At 39.4% G+C, this 17,311-nt stretch carries 14 protein-coding genes, 1 other RNA gene, 1 pseudogene and 1 riboswitch; of the genes and pseudogenes, 14 read left to right on the forward strand and 2 right to left on the reverse strand.

Annotation, left to right across the window (positions count from 1 at the left end):
• The first annotated feature begins 1 nt into the window (after position 1).
• The 12 genes and pseudogenes from rnpB to ABVJ71_RS02610 all read left to right on the forward strand — a co-directional run bounded on the left by rnpB (position 2) and on the right by ABVJ71_RS02610 (position 15,028).
• Positions 2-383, forward strand: an RNA gene (rnpB, locus tag ABVJ71_RS02555) — RNase P RNA component class B.
• Between the two features lie 107 nt (positions 384-490).
• Positions 491-1,645, forward strand: a complete 1,155-nt coding sequence (locus tag ABVJ71_RS02560; protein WP_353855460.1) for a class I SAM-dependent RNA methyltransferase — start codon at positions 491-493, stop codon at positions 1,643-1,645.
• 114 nt (positions 1,646-1,759) lie between these two features.
• Positions 1,760-1,957, forward strand: coding sequence for a hypothetical protein (locus tag ABVJ71_RS02565; protein WP_353855461.1), 198 nt, complete (start codon positions 1,760-1,762; stop codon positions 1,955-1,957).
• A gap of 73 nt (positions 1,958-2,030) precedes the next feature.
• The gene (locus ABVJ71_RS02570; RefSeq protein WP_353855462.1) at positions 2,031-3,971 is read left to right on the forward strand and encodes an ATP-dependent DNA helicase; all 1,941 of its coding nucleotides are present in this window, start codon (positions 2,031-2,033) and stop codon (positions 3,969-3,971) included.
• 107 nt (positions 3,972-4,078) lie between these two features.
• Positions 4,079-5,584, forward strand: coding sequence for a carboxypeptidase M32 (locus ABVJ71_RS02575; protein ID WP_353855463.1), 1,506 nt, complete (start codon positions 4,079-4,081; stop codon positions 5,582-5,584).
• A 140-nt stretch (positions 5,585-5,724) separates the two neighbouring features.
• A riboswitch (purine riboswitch) is annotated at positions 5,725-5,824 on the forward strand.
• 119 nt (positions 5,825-5,943) lie between these two features.
• A complete protein-coding gene (gene xpt, locus ABVJ71_RS02580; protein ID WP_353856532.1) occupies positions 5,944-6,528 on the forward strand; it encodes a xanthine phosphoribosyltransferase in 585 nt (194 codons plus the stop codon).
• Positions 6,525-7,844, forward strand: coding sequence for a nucleobase:cation symporter-2 family protein (locus ABVJ71_RS02585; RefSeq protein WP_353855464.1), 1,320 nt, complete (start codon positions 6,525-6,527; stop codon positions 7,842-7,844). Before xpt ends, ABVJ71_RS02585 begins: the two co-directional genes overlap by 4 nt.
• A 233-nt stretch (positions 7,845-8,077) precedes the next feature.
• The gene (locus tag ABVJ71_RS02590; protein WP_353855465.1) at positions 8,078-9,175 is read left to right on the forward strand and encodes a 3-oxoacyl-[acyl-carrier-protein] synthase III C-terminal domain-containing protein; all 1,098 of its coding nucleotides are present in this window, start codon (positions 8,078-8,080) and stop codon (positions 9,173-9,175) included.
• Positions 9,175-9,684 carry an isoprenylcysteine carboxylmethyltransferase family protein gene (locus ABVJ71_RS02595; protein WP_353856533.1) on the forward strand — a complete coding sequence of 170 codons (510 nt, stop codon included), beginning with the start codon at positions 9,175-9,177 and terminating at the stop codon, positions 9,682-9,684. Before ABVJ71_RS02590 ends, ABVJ71_RS02595 begins: the two co-directional genes overlap by 1 nt.
• A gap of 303 nt (positions 9,685-9,987) precedes the next feature.
• On the forward strand, positions 9,988-13,575 hold the full coding sequence (locus tag ABVJ71_RS02600) for a dynamin family protein (protein ID WP_353855466.1): 3,588 nt from the start codon (positions 9,988-9,990) through the stop codon (positions 13,573-13,575).
• A gap of 46 nt (positions 13,576-13,621) precedes the next feature.
• Positions 13,622-13,863 (forward strand): annotated as a pseudogene (locus ABVJ71_RS02605) (DUF2533 family protein).
• A gap of 277 nt (positions 13,864-14,140) precedes the next feature.
• On the forward strand, positions 14,141-15,028 hold the full coding sequence (locus ABVJ71_RS02610; protein ID WP_353855467.1) for a 5'-3' exonuclease: 888 nt from the start codon (positions 14,141-14,143) through the stop codon (positions 15,026-15,028).
• Positions 15,029-15,206: 178 nt separating this feature from the next.
• Here ABVJ71_RS02610 and ABVJ71_RS02615 read toward each other — a convergent pair whose 3' ends face one another.
• Together ABVJ71_RS02615 and ABVJ71_RS02620 are read right to left on the reverse strand one after the other, a co-directional pair.
• Positions 15,207-15,602, reverse strand: coding sequence for a reverse transcriptase-like protein (locus ABVJ71_RS02615; protein ID WP_353855468.1), 396 nt, complete (start codon positions 15,600-15,602; stop codon positions 15,207-15,209).
• A gap of 1 nt (position 15,603) precedes the next feature.
• On the reverse strand, positions 15,604-16,293 hold the full coding sequence (locus tag ABVJ71_RS02620) for a queuosine precursor transporter (RefSeq protein WP_353855469.1): 690 nt from the start codon (positions 16,291-16,293) through the stop codon (positions 15,604-15,606).
• Between the two features lie 94 nt (positions 16,294-16,387).
• Here ABVJ71_RS02620 and ABVJ71_RS02625 point away from each other — a divergent pair, with 94 nt between their 5' ends.
• A complete protein-coding gene (locus ABVJ71_RS02625) occupies positions 16,388-17,059 on the forward strand; it encodes a reverse transcriptase-like protein (protein WP_353855470.1) in 672 nt (223 codons plus the stop codon).
• 1 nt (position 17,060) lies between these two features.
• Entirely contained in the window at positions 17,061-17,243 is a 183-nt protein-coding gene (locus ABVJ71_RS02630) for a zinc-finger domain-containing protein (RefSeq protein ID WP_353855471.1), read from the forward strand.
• Positions 17,244-17,311 lie beyond the last annotated feature (68 nt).

Below are 17,311 nucleotides of genomic sequence, written 5' to 3' on the forward strand. Positions count from 1 at the left end.
AACGTTCGGGTAATCGCTGTAATGCTCTATGCATTGCAGAGGAAAGTCCATGCTCGCACGGTGCTGAGATGCCCGTAGTGTTCGTGCCTGGCGAAAAAATAAGCCAGGGCAGTCTGGGAAAGACTGACGGCAGGGAAAATGCCTAAGTCCTTTAGGATATGGTAAAGTACCCTTGAAAGTGCCACAGTGACGAAGTCTCACTAGAAATGGTGAGAGTGGAACGCGGTAAACCCCTCGAGCGAGAAACCCAAATTTGGTAGGGGAACTTTCTCAAAGGAACTAAACGGAGAGAAGGACAGAGATTTCTGTAGATAGATGATTACCACCTGAGTACGAGGCATTTGCCGCTTGCAGTACGATGGAACAAAACATGGCTTACAGAACGTTACATCCGTTATCATAAGCATGATGAAAACAAAGCTCTCCTATTTACATATGGAGAGCTTTTATCTTGAATAAGAAAAAGTAAGAGAAAACAGGTGATCAATAGATGAGAACTTATACACTCATCGCGACAGCTCCAATGGGCATTGAAGCAATTGTTGCAAAAGAAGTAAGAGACCTTGGCTATGAGTGCACAGTAGATAATGGGAAAGTGATTTTTCAAGGAGATGCTCTTGCGATTTGCCGCGCAAACCTTTGGTTGCGCACAGCGGATCGTGTAAAGGTACAAGTAGCTGAATTTCCGGCGAAATCATTTGACGAGCTTTTTGAACGAACGAAAGCGATTGACTGGGCGGCTTACTTACCGAAAAATAGTACATTCCCTGTCATCGGTAAGTCTGTCAAATCACAGCTTGCAAGTGTGCCGGATTGTCAGCGAATCGTCAAAAAGGCCATTGCACAAAAATTAAGATCAGCTTACAACATTCAGTCTGAATGGCTGGAGGAGACAGGACCAGAATATAAAGTTGAGATTGCCCTTTTAAAAGATAAGGCAGTTCTCACACTCGATACATCTGGTGTAGGACTCCACAAACGTGGATACCGCACGGATCAGGGAGGGGCCCCCATTAAAGAAACCCTTGCTGCGGCTTTGGTATTATTGACGAATTGGACGCCTGACCGTCCATTTGTTGACCCTTTTTGCGGATCTGGAACGATTGCAATTGAAGCGGCAATGATAGGCCAGAACATTGCCCCAGGATTTAACCGGGAATTTGCTTCAGAAGCATGGACGTGGATTGGTGAGGACGTATGGAATCAAGCGCGTCATGAAGTGGAAGAAAAAGCCAATTATGATCAACCTCTACAAATCACCGCAAGTGATATTGACCATCGCATGGTGGAAATTGCGAAGATGAATGCAGAAGAAGCTGGTTTAAGTGAATTAATTCAATTTAAGCAAATGCAAGTGAAAGACTTTCAAACAAAAGAAGAGTATGGTGTGATTGTAGGGAATCCGCCTTACGGAGAACGCCTCAGTGATAAACAAGCTGTCGAAAAAATGTACCGAGATATGGGGAAAGTATTTAAAGAGTTAGAGACATGGTCGATTTATATACTAACGTCATATGAAAAGTTTGAAGAGTGTTTTGGAAAAAAAGCAACCAAAAAGAGAAAACTGTTCAATGGATTCATTAAAACAGACTATTATCAATATTGGGGAAAACGTCCACCTAAAAAACAACGAACTGAAGCATAAAAAATGGTCACACCTGAACAGGTGTGGCTTTTTTATCATTTTATGAAACCCATAGGTATAAACCTTAGAGAGACGGAATAAACTGAACTTGATTTTAAAAAAAGAGGTGTCACAATGATTCAATATGATCAATTTCAGTTAATTGAAAAAGCATTGTCTTCTACTGCTCAAGAAATACAAGGGCAGGGATCTGGACAACCTGCTCAGCTTGTTGCGGCTATGCATGATTTAGAGCTTGCTCGAGCTTACAAAGAGCATTCAGAGCATGCATTTCTAATGAAAGAAAGTTATCATCATCGCCTGCGTTCATAAAAAGATTGAGTTTCCCCTGTGAAGATGTTACTATTGAATGTCTGAATGATTCAAAAGTTGGGGGTTGAAGCAGGTGACAGCATCTCGTTTGCCTTTTTCATTATCAAAAGAACATAATTTTTACGAAGAGCTGGGCAACTGGATTGGTGATGTGTTTTATGACATTTTACCAGAAAAGGGCTTTGATCTTCGGGATGAACAAATATTCATGGCTTTTCAGCTAGAAAGAGCTTTTAAAGAAAAAAGTGTGATGTTTGCAGAAGCTGGGGTAGGCACAGGCAAAACAATCGTCTATCTATTATTTGCCGTCGCATATGCAAGGTATACAGGGAAACCTGCGATTATTGCATGTGCTGATGAAACATTAATTGAACAGCTTGTCAAACAAGAAGGTGACATCTATAAAATTGCTCATCACCTAGAGATTCAAATAGATGCGAGATTAAGTAAATCTCATGACCAATATTTATGTTTGAAAAAACTAGAGAAAACGATGCAGCGTGAAGACGATGAGAAGTGGCTTGATATTTATGAATCACTTCCTTCATTTGTTCATGAATCACACGGTATGCAAACCTTTTATCCGTATGGCGACCGAAAAGAGTACCCAAAACTATCAAATGATGAATGGGCAAAAATCGGCTATGACTCTTTTCAAGATTGCTTGACTTGTGACATGCGTCACCGCTGCGGTCTGAATTTATCAAGAGATTATTATCGCAGGGCAACGGATCTTATCATTTGTTCTCATGACTTTTACATGGAACATGTGTGGACAAAGGAGTCTCGTAAGCGTGAAGGTCAGCTTCCGCTTTTACCTGAACATAGTTCTGTCGTATTTGATGAAGGGCATCTTCTTGAGTTTGCAGCTCAAAAAGCTTTAACGTACAGAGTCAAGCAATCAACTCTTGAGACATTCTTAGAGCGACTTTTACAAAATGACATTCGTGAGGAATTTGCAGAGCTCGTTGAAGATGCGCTTGCAACAAACGATGAATTCTTTTATCTCTTGAAAACAAATGCAAAAGAAGTCAAAGGTTCACATCGACATGAAATTGAACGCGATGAAGAGGTCAAGCGTTCAGCAAGTGAATTGTGTGACTTACTTGAAAAAATCGGAGAAGCGCTCGTTTTCGAATCCGAGATGTATACAATTGATCAATACGAATTGTCTGTGGTGGAAGAGTATATTGAACAAATGGCTTATTCGCTTTCACTTTATCAAAAGAATGCCATTAGCTGGCTTGAAAAGCAGGAATTAGACACTACGTTTGTCGTTATGCCAAAGACGGTTGCAGAGGTGCTTGGTGAAAAGGTATTCTCACAAAAAATCCCTTATATTTTCTCTTCAGCTACATTGTCTGATAATCAATCTTTTGACTATTTAGCGAAAAGTCTTGGCATCAAAGACTATTTATCTATGAGTGTTGCCTCGCCGTATGATTATGAAGAGCAAATGCGTATCTATTTTCATGGTATTTCACAGCCGTTCCCTCAAGCAGAGGCAAAAGCAAATCAAGTCATGTCTCATCTGAAAGAAAATGGGGGCCATTCACTCATCTTATTTCCTTCATTTGATGACCTTCATTTGTTTAGAAAACAGTTTGACGCATCGAATGAAGCATTGCCTTTCCATGTGTATTTTGAGGGAGACGAGGAGATTAGCACCATTGTTCAAAAGTTTCAAGCAGATGAAACGTCTGTTTTATGTTCTGTACACCTTTGGGAAGGATTAGATATTCCAGGTCAATCACTGACGAGTGTTGTCATCTGGGGACTTCCTTATCCGCCTCATGATCCTGTATTTGAAGCAAAGCGTAACGAAGCGAAAAATGCATATGCTGAAGTAGACCTTCCATATATGCTGCTACGATTAAGACAAGGCATTGGGAGACTGATTCGGACAAGCCAAGATTCTGGGACCATTCATGTGTATTTTGATTGCAAGAAAGACGCTAAGCTTCAAAGTAAAATTGAATCTGTACTGCCAGTTACACCAGTCATTAGTTCATAAAAGGAGGATGCAGCTTTGTATCCTCCTCTTTTTCATTGACAAACGATCATTTATTGAAGTAGCCTTGAAACGTACATACATATTTTATTGATTGGGGGAACAAACGCATGAGTCTTGAATCACAAGAGAAAGCGTTTTATCAATTACTAGGAAAAATCGCTCACTATACAGAGGCGCTCCATTTACTTTATTGGGATTCCAGAACACAAGCTCCTAAAAAAGGCGCTGATTTCAGATCTGAAACCATCGGTCAATTATCAAGTGACATTTTTAATATGAAAACTTCTGATGAAATGAGAGATCTTCTTGCTGCATTAAATAAACATCGAGATGAGCTGTCTCTAGATACACAAAAGGCACTCGAATTATCACAAAAAGAGTATGATGAAAACAGTAAAATTCCAAAAGAAGAATTTAAGGAATATTCCATTTTACAATCAAAAGCAGAGCATGTATGGGTAGAGGCGAGAGAAAAATCAGACTTTTCGCTTTTTGCGCCATACTTAAAGCAACTCATTGATTTCAATAAACGTTTTATTCAATATTGGGGCGTCAAAAAAACGCCGTATGATGTACTGCTTAATAATTATGAGCCTGATATGACGGTTGAGCAACTCGATCAAATGTTTGGCGCGCTACGTGAAGCCATCGTTCCTTTAGTGAAAAAAATCGAAGCCTCTTCAAACAAGCCGGATACTTCATTTTTATTTAAAAGTTTCCCGATCGATAAGCAAAAAGAACTTAGTACCTTTTTCTTAAAAGAGTTAGGCTATGACTTTGATGCGGGTCGTCTTGATACGACAGTTCATCCGTTTGCTGTGACATTAAGCAGAGGCGATGTTCGTGTGACTACTCGATATGATGAACATGATTTTCGTATGGCGCTCTTTGGCACGATTCATGAGTGTGGTCATGCCATCTATGAACAAAACATTGATGAATCATTGAGCGGAACTCTGTTATGCGACGGTACGTCTATGGGCATCCATGAGTCGCAGTCACTGTTCTTTGAGAACTTTATTGGCAGGCACGAAGATTTCTGGAAAACATATTATCAAAAGCTACAGGATGCTTCTCCTGAACAATTCAAAGATGTTTCTTTAAAAGATTTTGTGCATGCTGTCAATGAATCAAAACCGACATTCATTCGAATTGAAGCAGATGAGCTGACGTACCCGCTCCATATCATCATTCGCTATGAAATTGAAAAAGCCATTTTCAATGAAGATGTAGCGGTTGAAGATCTGCCTGCACTTTGGAATGAAAAATACAAAGCGTATCTTGGCATTACTCCGCCTAACGATGCACTTGGTATCTTACAGGATGTTCACTGGTCTGATGGAAGCTTTGGCTATTTCCCTTCATATGCTCTTGGTTATATGTATGCGGCACAATTAAAACATCAAATGCTCAAAGATCTTCCGAATTTCGATGAGCTGATTCAAAATGGGTCTTTTGCTCCGATAAAACAATGGCTGACTGAGCATGTCCACAAACATGGAAAGCGGAAAAAGCCTTCTGAAATCATTCAAGATGCAACCGGCGAAGAACTAAATGTTCAATATTTAATCAATTACTTAACAGATAAATATACGAAACTCTATTTATCATAAAATGAAAAGCACCCTTTGATGGAGAAGGGGGCTTCTTTCATATTTGAATATTCTAAAAACGAACATTTTGATCTTATTTGCTATTTAAGTTCGGTGTTCTTCTAGAAAAGTCCTTTTCATCCGTTTGAAATCTTGTTATAATTTGAACACTATGAAACACTCATATAATCGCGTGATGATGGCACGCAAGTTTCTACCGGACACCGATACCGTCCGACTATGAGTGAGCAAAATGAAACGGCTTGATATGAGCTGAAGATCTTAGGGATCGTTTTCGCATTGCTTGCTCCTTTTGGACAGCAATGCTTTTTTTATGTGTAAAAGTAGAATCTTTGTCAATATGATAGGAGGAAGAAATGATGGAATTGTTGCGCCGAAAAATTGAGAATGAAGGAATCGTTCTATCGAATCAAGTGCTAAAGGTAGACGCCTTTTTAAATCATCAAATTGACCCAGTCTTAATGCATGAGATTGGTCAAGAGTTTGCTAGATTATTTGAACATGCGGGGATTACAAAGATCATCACCATTGAATCTTCTGGTATTGCGCCTGCTGTGATGGCTGGTCTTGCGCTGAATGTTCCCGTTGTGTTTGCTCGTAAACGCCAATCACTCACATTAACGGATAACTTGCTGACAGCAAGTGTATACTCCTTTACAAAAAAAATCGAAAGTACCATCGCTATTTCAAACACCCATCTTGATGAAAACGACTGTGTGTTGATTATAGATGACTTTCTTGCCAACGGTGAAGCGGCTAAAGGACTCGCTGCTATTGCAAAACAGGCAAAGGCAAAGGTAGCAGGCTTTGGGATTGTCATTGAGAAGTCATTCCAACCGGGGAGAAAAGAGCTTGTCCGAATGGGGTTCCGCGTTGAGTCGCTTGTACGTATAGAATCACTTGAAGAAGGGAAAGTCACGTTTGTACGGGAGGTACAATCATGAGTGCTGCTAAAAAAGCCAAAACGCTTTCTCTAGGCATCCAGCATGTGCTGGCTATGTATACAGGTGCAGTGCTTGTTCCGCTCATTGTTGGAGATGCGCTGGGACTCACACCGGCACAACTAACGTACTTAATTTCGGCAGATATATTCATGTGCGGTGCAGCCACACTGCTTCAAGTCTGGAAAAATCGCTTTTTTGGCATTGGTTTGCCGGTTGTTTTAGGCTGTACATTTACAGCTGTCTCTCCAATGATTGCAATTGGGTCAAAGTACGGAATTTCGTCCATATACGGAAGTATCATTGCATCAGGTTTAATAGTCATCGCACTATCCTTTTTCTTCGGAAAGCTTGTTAAGTTCTTTCCGCCTGTTGTGACGGGTTCAGTGGTGACAATTATTGGGATTACCCTTATTCCGGTGGCCATGAACAATATGGCAGGTGGAGAAGGAAGTCCTGATTATGGATCTTTTGAAAATCTAGGGATGGCCTTCCTTGTCTTGCTTATCATTGTTCTGCTTTATCGCTTTACTAAAGGGTTTTTGAAAGCTATTGCGATTTTAATCGGTATTCTCCTTGGGACAGCGATAGCTGCCATTTTAGGAAAAGTTGAAACAGCGGAAGTAGCGAATGCGCAAATCTTCCGAATGATTGAACCTTTTTATTTTGGGCTGCCATCTTTCAAATTTGTGCCGATTATGACAATGACACTTGTAGCCATTGTCACTTTAGTTGAATCAACAGGTGTGTATTTTGCACTAGGAGATATAACGAATCGTTCAATAAAGGAAAAAGACTTGGCAAAGGGCTATCGTGCAGAGGGAATTGCTGTGTTATTAGGCGGCATTTTCAATGCATTCCCGTATACGGCTTATTCACAAAACGTGGGTCTGATCCAGTTAACAGGCGTAAAGAAAAACCAAGTCATAGTCGTAACAGGTGCATTATTGATGCTGTTTGGGTTGTTTCCAAAAATCGCTGCTTTTACGACGATTATCCCAAAATCGGTACTTGGCGGAGCCATGGTGGCGATGTTTGGAATGGTCATTGCTTACGGTATTAAAATGCTGTCGCACGTTGATTTTGCAAAGCAGGAAAACTTGCTCATTGTCGCTTGTTCTGTTGGGATCGGTCTAGGAGTAACAGTTGTTCCGCAAATGTTTGAGCATCTGCCAGAATCCATTAAATTACTGACGAGTAACGGAATTGTCGTTGGAAGCTTTACAGCCATTTTTCTTCATATTATTTTTCACATGATTCCTTTTCAAAAAGAAGCTCATCTCGAAAGCCAAGTGGAAGAAGCGAAACAATCTATGTAACACCTCTTATTGAGAGGTGTTTTTTGCATAAAAAAAGCAGGTTCGCTTGGCTTGGAACGAACCTGTGAAGGAGGAAAACTACATCATGTTTTCATTTATATTATCCATTATTTATCAATTGTCGTCAAGACAAAAAGTTAGACGAAGGAAAATATTTTGACTGAATTGTGACCATTTGGTCTGTATATCCTTTTTTTGATAGGGGATATTAAACCAAAAAAGAGGTGAAGCCGATGGCCTATATACTTTCAGTTGGAACCAGTCTTCCGAGTCATCATGTAGATCAGCAAACAGCAGCGAAATTTGCAAGATCTCAATTTAAACGATCGTTTAAAGAGATTGACCGACTGCTGAGAGTCTTTGATCATGGAGACATTTACAGTAGGCAGTTTGTCAAGCCGATAGAGTGGTATCATGAGAATCATTCGTTTGAGGAAAAAAACAACATCTATCATGAAAAGGCATTGACTCATGCGAAAGAGGCCATATGTAACTGTCTGAATGAAACCACATTTCTTAAAACGCCAGTTCCATGCGAAGACATTGATGCCTTGTTTTTTATCTCAAGCACTGGCTTATCGACACCAAGTCTTGATGCAAAGCTGATGAATGTACTCCCTTTTTCACCTTATACAAAACGAATCCCCATTTGGGGGTTAGGCTGCGGCGGGGGTGCGGCAGGATTGTCTCGAGCTTTTGAATACATAAAGGCCTATCCGAAAGCAAAGGTTCTTGTAGTGGCATGTGAACTTTGTAGCTTGACCTTTCAGCCAAAAGACCAATCCAAAAGTAATTTAATAGGCACTTCCCTGTTTGGTGATGGGGTTGCGGCTGTTCTGTTAAGCGGAAAACAGGCTGCGTTTGAATATACTAATTTAAAAACTGTGCCCAAAGTAGTCGGTACGCAGTCAGTTACAATGAAAAGTTCTGAAGATGTAATGGGCTGGGATTTTACAAGTGACGGTTTCAAGGTTATATTTTCACGTGACATCCCGTCAATTATTTCTGGCTGGTTAAAAGAACAGGTCGATCAATTTCTGGGACAGCAAGGACTTTCAAAAGACGATATTTCAGTTTTCCTTGCACATCCTGGTGGAAAAAAAGTCATTGATGCGTATCTTCAAAGTCTTTCCTTACAGGAAAGGCAGCTTTTTTCTTCAAAAGAAGTGCTGAAGAATCACGGAAATATGTCCTCTGCTACAGTTTTGTATGTCATCAAACATTTTCTTGAACACGAAACGGCTGAGGTCGATGAAATCGGTCTTTGCGGCGCACTTGGTCCAGGCTTTTCTTCTGAACTATTACTAATGAGATGGGAGGGAGCCTCATGATGGTCTTTTGGCTAATCATTGGTCTGTTGATTTGTCAGCGGCTGATAGAAGTACTTGTTGCAAAAAGGAATGAAAAAAAAGTAAAAGCCATAGGTGCTATTGAATTTGGGGCTCGTCATTACCCTTATATGGTGGCCATGCATGCTGCTTTTTTTCTTTCGCTTATTGCAGAGACATTGCTTTTTCAACATGAACGATCCCGTTTTTTTCTGTCACTGTTGATACTGCTAATGGTTACACAGCTTGCACGATATTGGGCATTGTGTTCACTTGGAATGTACTGGAATACGAAGATTTTAGTCGTTCCAAATGCCATGATTGTGAAAAAGGGGCCATACCGTTGGATGAAGCATCCAAACTATTTGGTGGTTGCTATTGAATTTGTATTGATTCCACTATTGTTTCAGGCGTATATCACGGCGATTCTGTTTACCTGTTTAAATGTATGGATGATGATGGTGCGCATTCAGACAGAAGAAGAAGCGCTTCATCAGTATTTACTAAATTAATATTGAAAATCATTATCAATTGTGGTACACTTTCATTAATGATAAACATTCTCAATAATGAATGATGGACGGTGATCATATGACAATGGTTTTCTTACTCGGTACGGTTTGTGTATATAGCTTATTAATTGGCTTTGTATTAAAAGGTGTTTTAAAAAAATCTGCTTCCTGATTTCAGTCATTTGAGACTGATCGGGTAGCAGATTTTTTATTTTCTCAGATCAGAAGAAATTTCTCTTTATTTTGTGTAAAATGGTATCACATACATAACTGACTTTTCTAAAAACAAAGGGGTTTATCGTCATGAAAGACTTGTCTATTCGAGATTCGCTCGTTCAAACTACAGGTGCTTTATATAAAAGGCTCCTCAAAAGGCATGACCATGAGCGTGCAGCTAAACTAGCATCGATTATGAAAAAGGATCAAGAAAAAGAAGTGTATATTGCATTTACAGGTCACTATTCTGCTGGTAAGTCATCACTTGTCAACCATCTGCTCAATGATCAAATTTTGCCAACTAGTCCAATTCCAACAAGTGCAAACTTAGTCGTTGTCAGAAAAGGAACAAATGAAGTCCAACTGCACACCTCTGATGGACGCTTTGCAAAAATGAATGGACCATATGATCAAGATGCGGTGCAGCGTTTTTGTCAAGATGGTGAGCAGATTGAAATGGTCGAAATTAGCGGTGATTTTGGGGGCCTTGAAGACAAAGTCGCATTGATTGATACGCCTGGGATTGATTCAACCGACCATGCCCATTTTTTATCTGCTGCTTCTATCCTTCATCAAGCAGATGTTCTTTTTTATGTCGTTCATTATAATCATGTACATGCTGAAGAGAATATTCGTTTTATTCGGTCTATCAAAGATCAAGTGCCAAATCTTTATTTTATTGTAAATCAAGTCGATAGGCATGATGAAAATGAGACAGCATTTGAGCATTACCAAAAGCAGATAGTAGAGATGCTTATAAAAGAGGGAATTGATGAAGATCATCTCTATTTTACTTCTGTAACCGATAAAGCGCATCCAAGAAATGAAATGACTCGTTTAGTGGAGAAACTAAACGAATTACAAACTTTGCCGCAAGCCTCACTTCGTGCATATACCGAGCAAAAAATTGAGCACATATTAAAAGAACACATCGAGTCGTTAAAACAAGAGCTTCAAGAAGATGATCTAGACAGGCTGCTTCAAGAAAAAAAGAGAGAAGTCAAGCAACTTGAAACTGAATTCAACTATATAGAAAATGGTGCCAAGCAACTAGAAGAACATTTATATGCGGAAATGGAAAACATCTTAAAAAATGCGAACTTGACCCCATTTAAGATGAGAGAGCTCGCAGGTGACTATCTCGAATCAAAAGCACCTGGATTTAAAGTAGGGATGCTTTTCACTAAAAATAAAACGCAACAAGAAAAAGAAAGACGGGCTGACGTATTCTTAGCTGATGTAAAAGCGAGAATGAAAGCAGAAGTAGACTGGCATATTGCAGAACTATTCAAAAAAGAAGTCAAACACCATCAGCTTGGTGAAGCTTTGTTGGAAAAAGTGATGGCATTTGAAACACCTGTTGAAGAACCGTTGCTTGAAAAAGCCATTCATCCTGGTGCGACTTTCTCAAGTGAATACGTCCTTCAATATGCGAAAGATGCCGGAGACGCCCTCAAAAAACTAGCAAAACAGGAAGCAAGACAATTAATTGAACAGATGGCACAAACCCTTAAGCAGCAACTAATGAATGCAAAAGGGGAACAACAAGCAAAGTGGGAGCAGGCTAGACAAGAGCTCCAAACGCTAAAGCAGCATCTAACGAAGAACCAGGAACTCATGCAAGACATTCATGACATATGGGAGACTTGGCAAAACGGGACACATGAGCAAATTGAAGAAGATTGGTTTTATGCGAAAAAAGAATGGATGCAGTATAATCTGCTTGAACAAAACAATACATCTGTAGAGACAGAAGACGAATCTCAAAAACAGAAAATTGATGAAGAGAAAATACGTCGCACGCAGTATGTAACAACGAACGAGTCTATTGAACAATTTGAAAAACTTTCTCGTATACTTTTACCTTTAGACGCACTTCAAACTCAGCGTGAAGCCTTTGAAAAACGAACGAAACGACTGCAGGCAAGAGAGTTTACCCTAGCATTATTCGGTGCCTTTAGTTCAGGGAAATCTTCCTTTGCGAATGCGCTTGTTGGACGAAAGGTACTGCCTTCATCACCTACACCTACAACTGCAACGATTAATAAATTGACAAAACCGACCATAGATCACCCGCATGAAACGGTGAAAGTCATGTTTAAAACAGAGCAGGAAATCCTTCAAGAGCTTGATCAAATCCTTGGGTTTTCAGTGATAGAGGAAAAGGGAGACACATTTGCGCAGAAGCTTGAAAGGGTGCTGAAAAAAAGACATCTTGAACAGGATCATCACATCATTGTTGAGCATTTCTTGCACGCGCAGTCGAAATTTAAAGAATATATTGATAAGCAAACGCCATTATATGTAACTCTTGCAGAACTGAAACCGTATGTGGCAGAAGAAGCCGTTTCTTGTGTGGTGAAGGAAGTAACGGTGTATGTCAATACACCTCTGACAAATAAAGGGCTGACCATTGTTGATACGCCAGGCGCCAGCAGTATGAATAAGCGACATACTGAAATTGCCTTCCAATATATGAAGGATGCAGATGCACTTCTTTATTTAACCTATTACCAGCACTCCTTCTCAAAAGCAGATCGGTCATTTTTACGCAAGCTCGGACTTGTGAAAGATTCATTTAGCATGGATAAAATGTTCTTTATTATCAATGCGGCTGATTTAGCAAAGGATGAAGCAGAGCTTGAAACCGTAATTGACTATGTTCGAAAGGAACTAACGAAAGAAGGAATTCGAAACCCAAATGTCCATCATGTTTCTAGCAAAGAAGTAATAGAAGGAAAGCAACCAACATCTTATAATCAATATCAGCAACTAAGAAAACAATTGGACTATTTTATTGATGAAGAATTAACAAAGGATGCCATCGAGCTTTTACATTTTGAAGCCAATACACTTTGTGGAACAGTTGAAAAACTGCATGCAACGCTACATCAATCAGAAGATGAGAAACAGGCGGAAAAGAAAAAATTAGAGCAGTCATATTTAGAGTTAATTGAAAAAATGAACAATATCAAACGATCAATGATTACAGAAAGCGTAAAGAAGGATTTACAAGAACAGCTCTACCACATTGTTCAGCGGCTATCACTCTTTGCTAATGACTTGTTAAAGACAGCCTTTTATCCTGGTTTATCTCAAGGAAACTTCCAAGAGCAATTAAAAAAGGCGTTACATCAGGCATTGAAGGATTATGAATTTGAATTTGTGCAGGAAATTAAGGCACTTGATATTCGAATGGAGTCCTTTATCAAGTCGTACTTTCAAGAGGAGTGGGAGAAAGGTATGCAGGCTGCATGCGCTGAAGACCCTTACTTTTCTCTTCGTCTTGCTCTGCCAGATGAGAAAAATGGAGCGCTGAAACAAATCGAAGTGGAAGTGGAGCTTACCCAGTTTGAGCCGCTCTTAAATAAGCAAAAGTCAGCAAAGGCTTTTTTTGAACAAAACGGAAAGGCTGTGTTGATTGAAGCGATAAGAGAAGTACTTCTTCAATTAACTTCTATGTGGGCAGATCAAGAACAAAAAGAATTGCTTGTAAGGTATGAAAAAATGATAGAGGATTTTCGTGTAAGTTATGAGACAGATGCAATTCGACAGTTGAAGGAGCAAAGACAAACATATGTCACTAGTCTTACTACAGATCAAAAAAAGCAGGCAATCATTGAACAAGTATACAAGCAAACAAAAGAATGGAAAAACCAATTGAAAACCATTTGAAAACCATTTGATTGATGAGAGACTAAATAGCAGTGTACATGAAGAAATGTCAGCACATTCTCAAAAACAGCATGATCATCTTCAATCCTTTCTTGTCCTTGAAAACAAAAGAGAACAGTTGATTGACATCGTTGTGACAAGTGTGAACAAATAGAACCGTTTACAACAGATGAGATGAATGCCATCACATCGCAAATAAATGAACTGGTTCGAGGCAGAATTGTCCCTTTACGTAAGCATGTCACAGTTGATATGGTGAGGGAGTATGTCGAGCGTAGACAAAAGTAAGATTAACTTTTTCCTTTTTGGTCATCTTAACAATTGGACCAAGAAAGGAGAGTCATGATGAACAAAAAACAATACGAAAAGCAGAAGAAAAAGAATGTGCCGAAACAAAAAGACATGCCGTCCTATGCTGAAGCCGAAACGAAAAAAATGCAATATGGCCAAAAATAAAAGGGCTGTCCTCTTCTTTTCATAAGAAAAAGAGGCGTCCTTTTTTTATGTCAGTTAGTATGTTCTATGATAAAATAGGGATATTGTTTTAAAAAGGGAGTTTATGTGAATGAATAAAAACGTATTACTTGTTGATGGAATGGCGTTGCTCTTTCGGTCGTTTTATGCAACTGCTGTACATCGAAATTTTATGATAAATGAACAAGGTGTTCCGACAAATGGTGTAAATGGCTACCTGAAGCATTTATTAACAGCTATTCAAACGTTTAAACCGACACATATTGTTTGCTGCTGGGACATGGGGAGCCAAACGTATCGTAATGAATTATTTCAAGATTATAAGGCAAATCGAGGAGAACCGCCTGTTGAGCTCATTCCCCAATTTGATCTAGCAAAGATCGCAACAGAAGAACTAGGAATCATGAACATTGGCTTAAAAGGCTTCGAAGCAGATGATTGTATTGGCACACTCGCTACACATTATAATGAAGAGGCAAATGTGACCGTTTTAACTGGAGATAAAGACTTGCTACAAATTCTTGATGATCGTGTGACAGTTGCACTCATGCAAAAAGGAATTGGGCATTATAAACATTATACAAAGGAAGTATTTGAAGAGGAAATGGGTGTATCACCAAAGGCGCTAATTGATATGAAAGCTTTAATGGGTGATTCAAGTGATCATTATCCTGGCGTGAAAGGCATCGGAGAAAAAACAGCACTGAAATTGATCCAAACCTATCAAACCATCGACCGACTATTAGAGAATTTACATGAATTAACTGATGCACAGCAAAAGAAAATGCAGGCAGGTTTAGAAGACCTCAAGCTGTCACGTATACTGGCGGAAATTAAATGTGATGTACCGCTTGACTGTCCGATTGATCAGACAAAAATAAATATCAATTCAGAACGTGCAGTAGACATGCTGCGCTTTCACCAAATTAACGGCATTGAACCGATGGTTAACAGATTAAGTGAAGTAGAGATCAGCTAAGGCTGATCTCTTAATGTTTTGTATTGCTTTTCTTTGTCTTTTTTTCTAGCTGAGATAAGGGCTGTTTATCTATTGTTTGTGCGTCACCTTGAGGAGTTGTCCCATTTGTGGTACGACCTTTGTTCACTTGATCCAACACGCATCACCTCACAATGATCGTACCCAAAAGTAAAGCGATTCATCCTTTAGATAGGTGAATCGCTTTTCTAGCGAGTTCATCTGCTACTTGATTTTCCTTGCTCGGAATCCACTTAATGAAAAATAAATCAAACTGAGATTGAAGCTCTATCATGTCTTCAATAAAACGCTTAAAGGCTGGATTTTTAGCAAACCCTGCATTTGCAGCTCGATCAACAACCTGTGAGTCGGTCCGAAATGAAACCGTGCGTAATCCTTTTTGCAAGCAGATTTTCATGCCTTCTATCAGGGCAGAAAATTCCGCTTCATGATTGCTCATAGGACCAACAGGAATTGAAAAAAATTCAACCTTGCCGTCATATTTTATAAAAATGCCGATTCCAGAAGGGCCTGGATTCCCTGCACTAGCACCATCAATGTATATTTCAGCTAGCACTTTATTTCCCCCTTTCATCAAGTGGAACCATTTTTTTAGCTATATAAGCATATGGTGTTGCAATCGCCGCTACAATGAATTTAATGACATATGTGGTGATGAAAATGTCAATCCACACATGAAATGGATACGTGCCAAGAAAAGCAATGGTTGTAAAGATGAGTGTATCAAGTAGCTGGCTAATCATCGTACTTCCGGCATTACGCAGCCAAAGCGCACCATCAGAAGGAAATATCCGCCGGATCAACGAATATACATAAACATCTAACATTTGACTGATGATATAAGCAGCAAGACTACCTAGTGCAACCCTTGGCATAAAGCCAAAAATGGTTTCTAATGAGGTTTGTGACATATCAGAGGCAGCGGGTTGAAAAAGCAGCGCCTCCTGCATCACAAGCGTTAAGGTTAAAAGTGTGGCAAAGCCGATCCATACAGCCTTTCGAGCCTCAGGTTGTCCATATTTCTCGTTAAGGACATCAGTAGCGAAAAACACACTGCCATACAAAATATTCCCAAGTGTTGCCGTTAAGCCAAAGAGTTCAACGATTTTGACAACTTGTAAATTTGCAGCAACAGTCGCAAAGCCAATCCATACGAAAAGCCCAATCTTGCCAAATCCTTTATAAAATAGAAGAACAATGATAAAATTAATGATCGCAAATAAAATCCATATACCTTCATTAAACAAGTGACATGAACTTCCTTTCTGATTGTAAAAAGTAACTTTTTGATTATAGCATAACGAACGTTCACCTTAAAAGCTCGGGAAGGCGATGTGTTAGATGAAACTAAGAGCACACTATACAATGAAAGTGAAACATATTGGGTCTGTTGCTTTTTTCCAAGAAGATTGGATGGAGCTAAAGGAGGCCTTGCTTCTAGCAAAGCATATTGAAAAAAAAGAACCGCTAGCTCTCTTATCATTTGAAGATGAAAAAGGGGCTATGTGGTCAATTAAAGAGCTTGAAAAGCTAAAAGAAGAACTTCAACTTGAACCTGATCAGCTTCAGGTATATTTTGATGCTAGTTTTCGTAAAGAAACAGGAGCATCTGGGCTTGGGATTGTGGTGTATTATACACTCGGAGAGGATACCTATCGTTTGAGAAAAAATCATTTCTTTCAAGGTACGACCAATAATGAAGCGGAGTATGCGGCTTTATATGAAGCGGTGAAAGCTTTAAAAGATCTTGGCGCAGGTAAAAATTCTGTGACGATTAAAGGAGATTCACTTGTTGTCATGAATCAGTTAAAAGGGGAATGGCCTTGTTATGATGATGTGCATCATCGATGGCTCGACCGAATTGAAGCTGCATTAAAAGAGCTGAAGCTCACCCCAACATACGAAATCATTGATCGTAAACAAAATGCAGAAGCAGATCAGCTTGCAAGACAGATGCTTGCAGACGTGCCAATCGAAAGTAAGTTGAAATTAGAAGTAGACGGAGCTGATTAATGTGGATAAAAAAACAGCAGTAAAAGAATTAACAGATCTTCAAGATGCATATTGTTCAGATTGCTTCATTAAGAAGCACTTTCGGAAAGAATTTGGTAAAAAATACGCCCACTCCTTTTGTATTCAACAATGTACAGTTGGAGAGAAAATAAAAGAGTACGGAAAGATGCTGCTCAAAAAGTAAAAATTGCACTCCGGTTTCCCTTATTGATCATCAGCACTTACATCATCAACGAAAAAAACCACTAGAAC

It is taken from the genome of Bacillus sp. Bos-x628 (genome assembly GCF_040500475.1).
Classification (GTDB): domain Bacteria; phylum Bacillota; class Bacilli; order Bacillales; family Bacillaceae; genus Bacillus; species Bacillus maqinnsis.

Bases quoted from the DNA above. Each gene is read 5' to 3' on its own strand.
- ABVJ71_RS02560 (WP_353855460.1), top strand. From the start codon at position 491: ATGAGAACTTATACACTCATCGCGACAGCTCCAATGGGCATTGAAGCA.
- ABVJ71_RS02565 (WP_353855461.1), top strand. From the start codon at position 1,760: ATGATTCAATATGATCAATTTCAGTTAATTGAAAAAGCATTGTCTTCT.
- ABVJ71_RS02575 (WP_353855463.1), top strand. From the start codon at position 4,079: ATGAGTCTTGAATCACAAGAGAAAGCGTTTTATCAATTACTAGGAAAA.
- xpt (WP_353856532.1), top strand. From the start codon at position 5,944: ATGGAATTGTTGCGCCGAAAAATTGAGAATGAAGGAATCGTTCTATCG.
- ABVJ71_RS02585 (WP_353855464.1), top strand. From the start codon at position 6,525: ATGAGTGCTGCTAAAAAAGCCAAAACGCTTTCTCTAGGCATCCAGCAT.
- ABVJ71_RS02590 (WP_353855465.1), top strand. From the start codon at position 8,078: ATGGCCTATATACTTTCAGTTGGAACCAGTCTTCCGAGTCATCATGTA.
- ABVJ71_RS02595 (WP_353856533.1), top strand. From the start codon at position 9,175: ATGGTCTTTTGGCTAATCATTGGTCTGTTGATTTGTCAGCGGCTGATA.
- ABVJ71_RS02600 (WP_353855466.1), top strand. From the start codon at position 9,988: ATGAAAGACTTGTCTATTCGAGATTCGCTCGTTCAAACTACAGGTGCT.
- ABVJ71_RS02610 (WP_353855467.1), top strand. From the start codon at position 14,141: ATGAATAAAAACGTATTACTTGTTGATGGAATGGCGTTGCTCTTTCGG.
- ABVJ71_RS02625 (WP_353855470.1), top strand. From the start codon at position 16,388: ATGAAACTAAGAGCACACTATACAATGAAAGTGAAACATATTGGGTCT.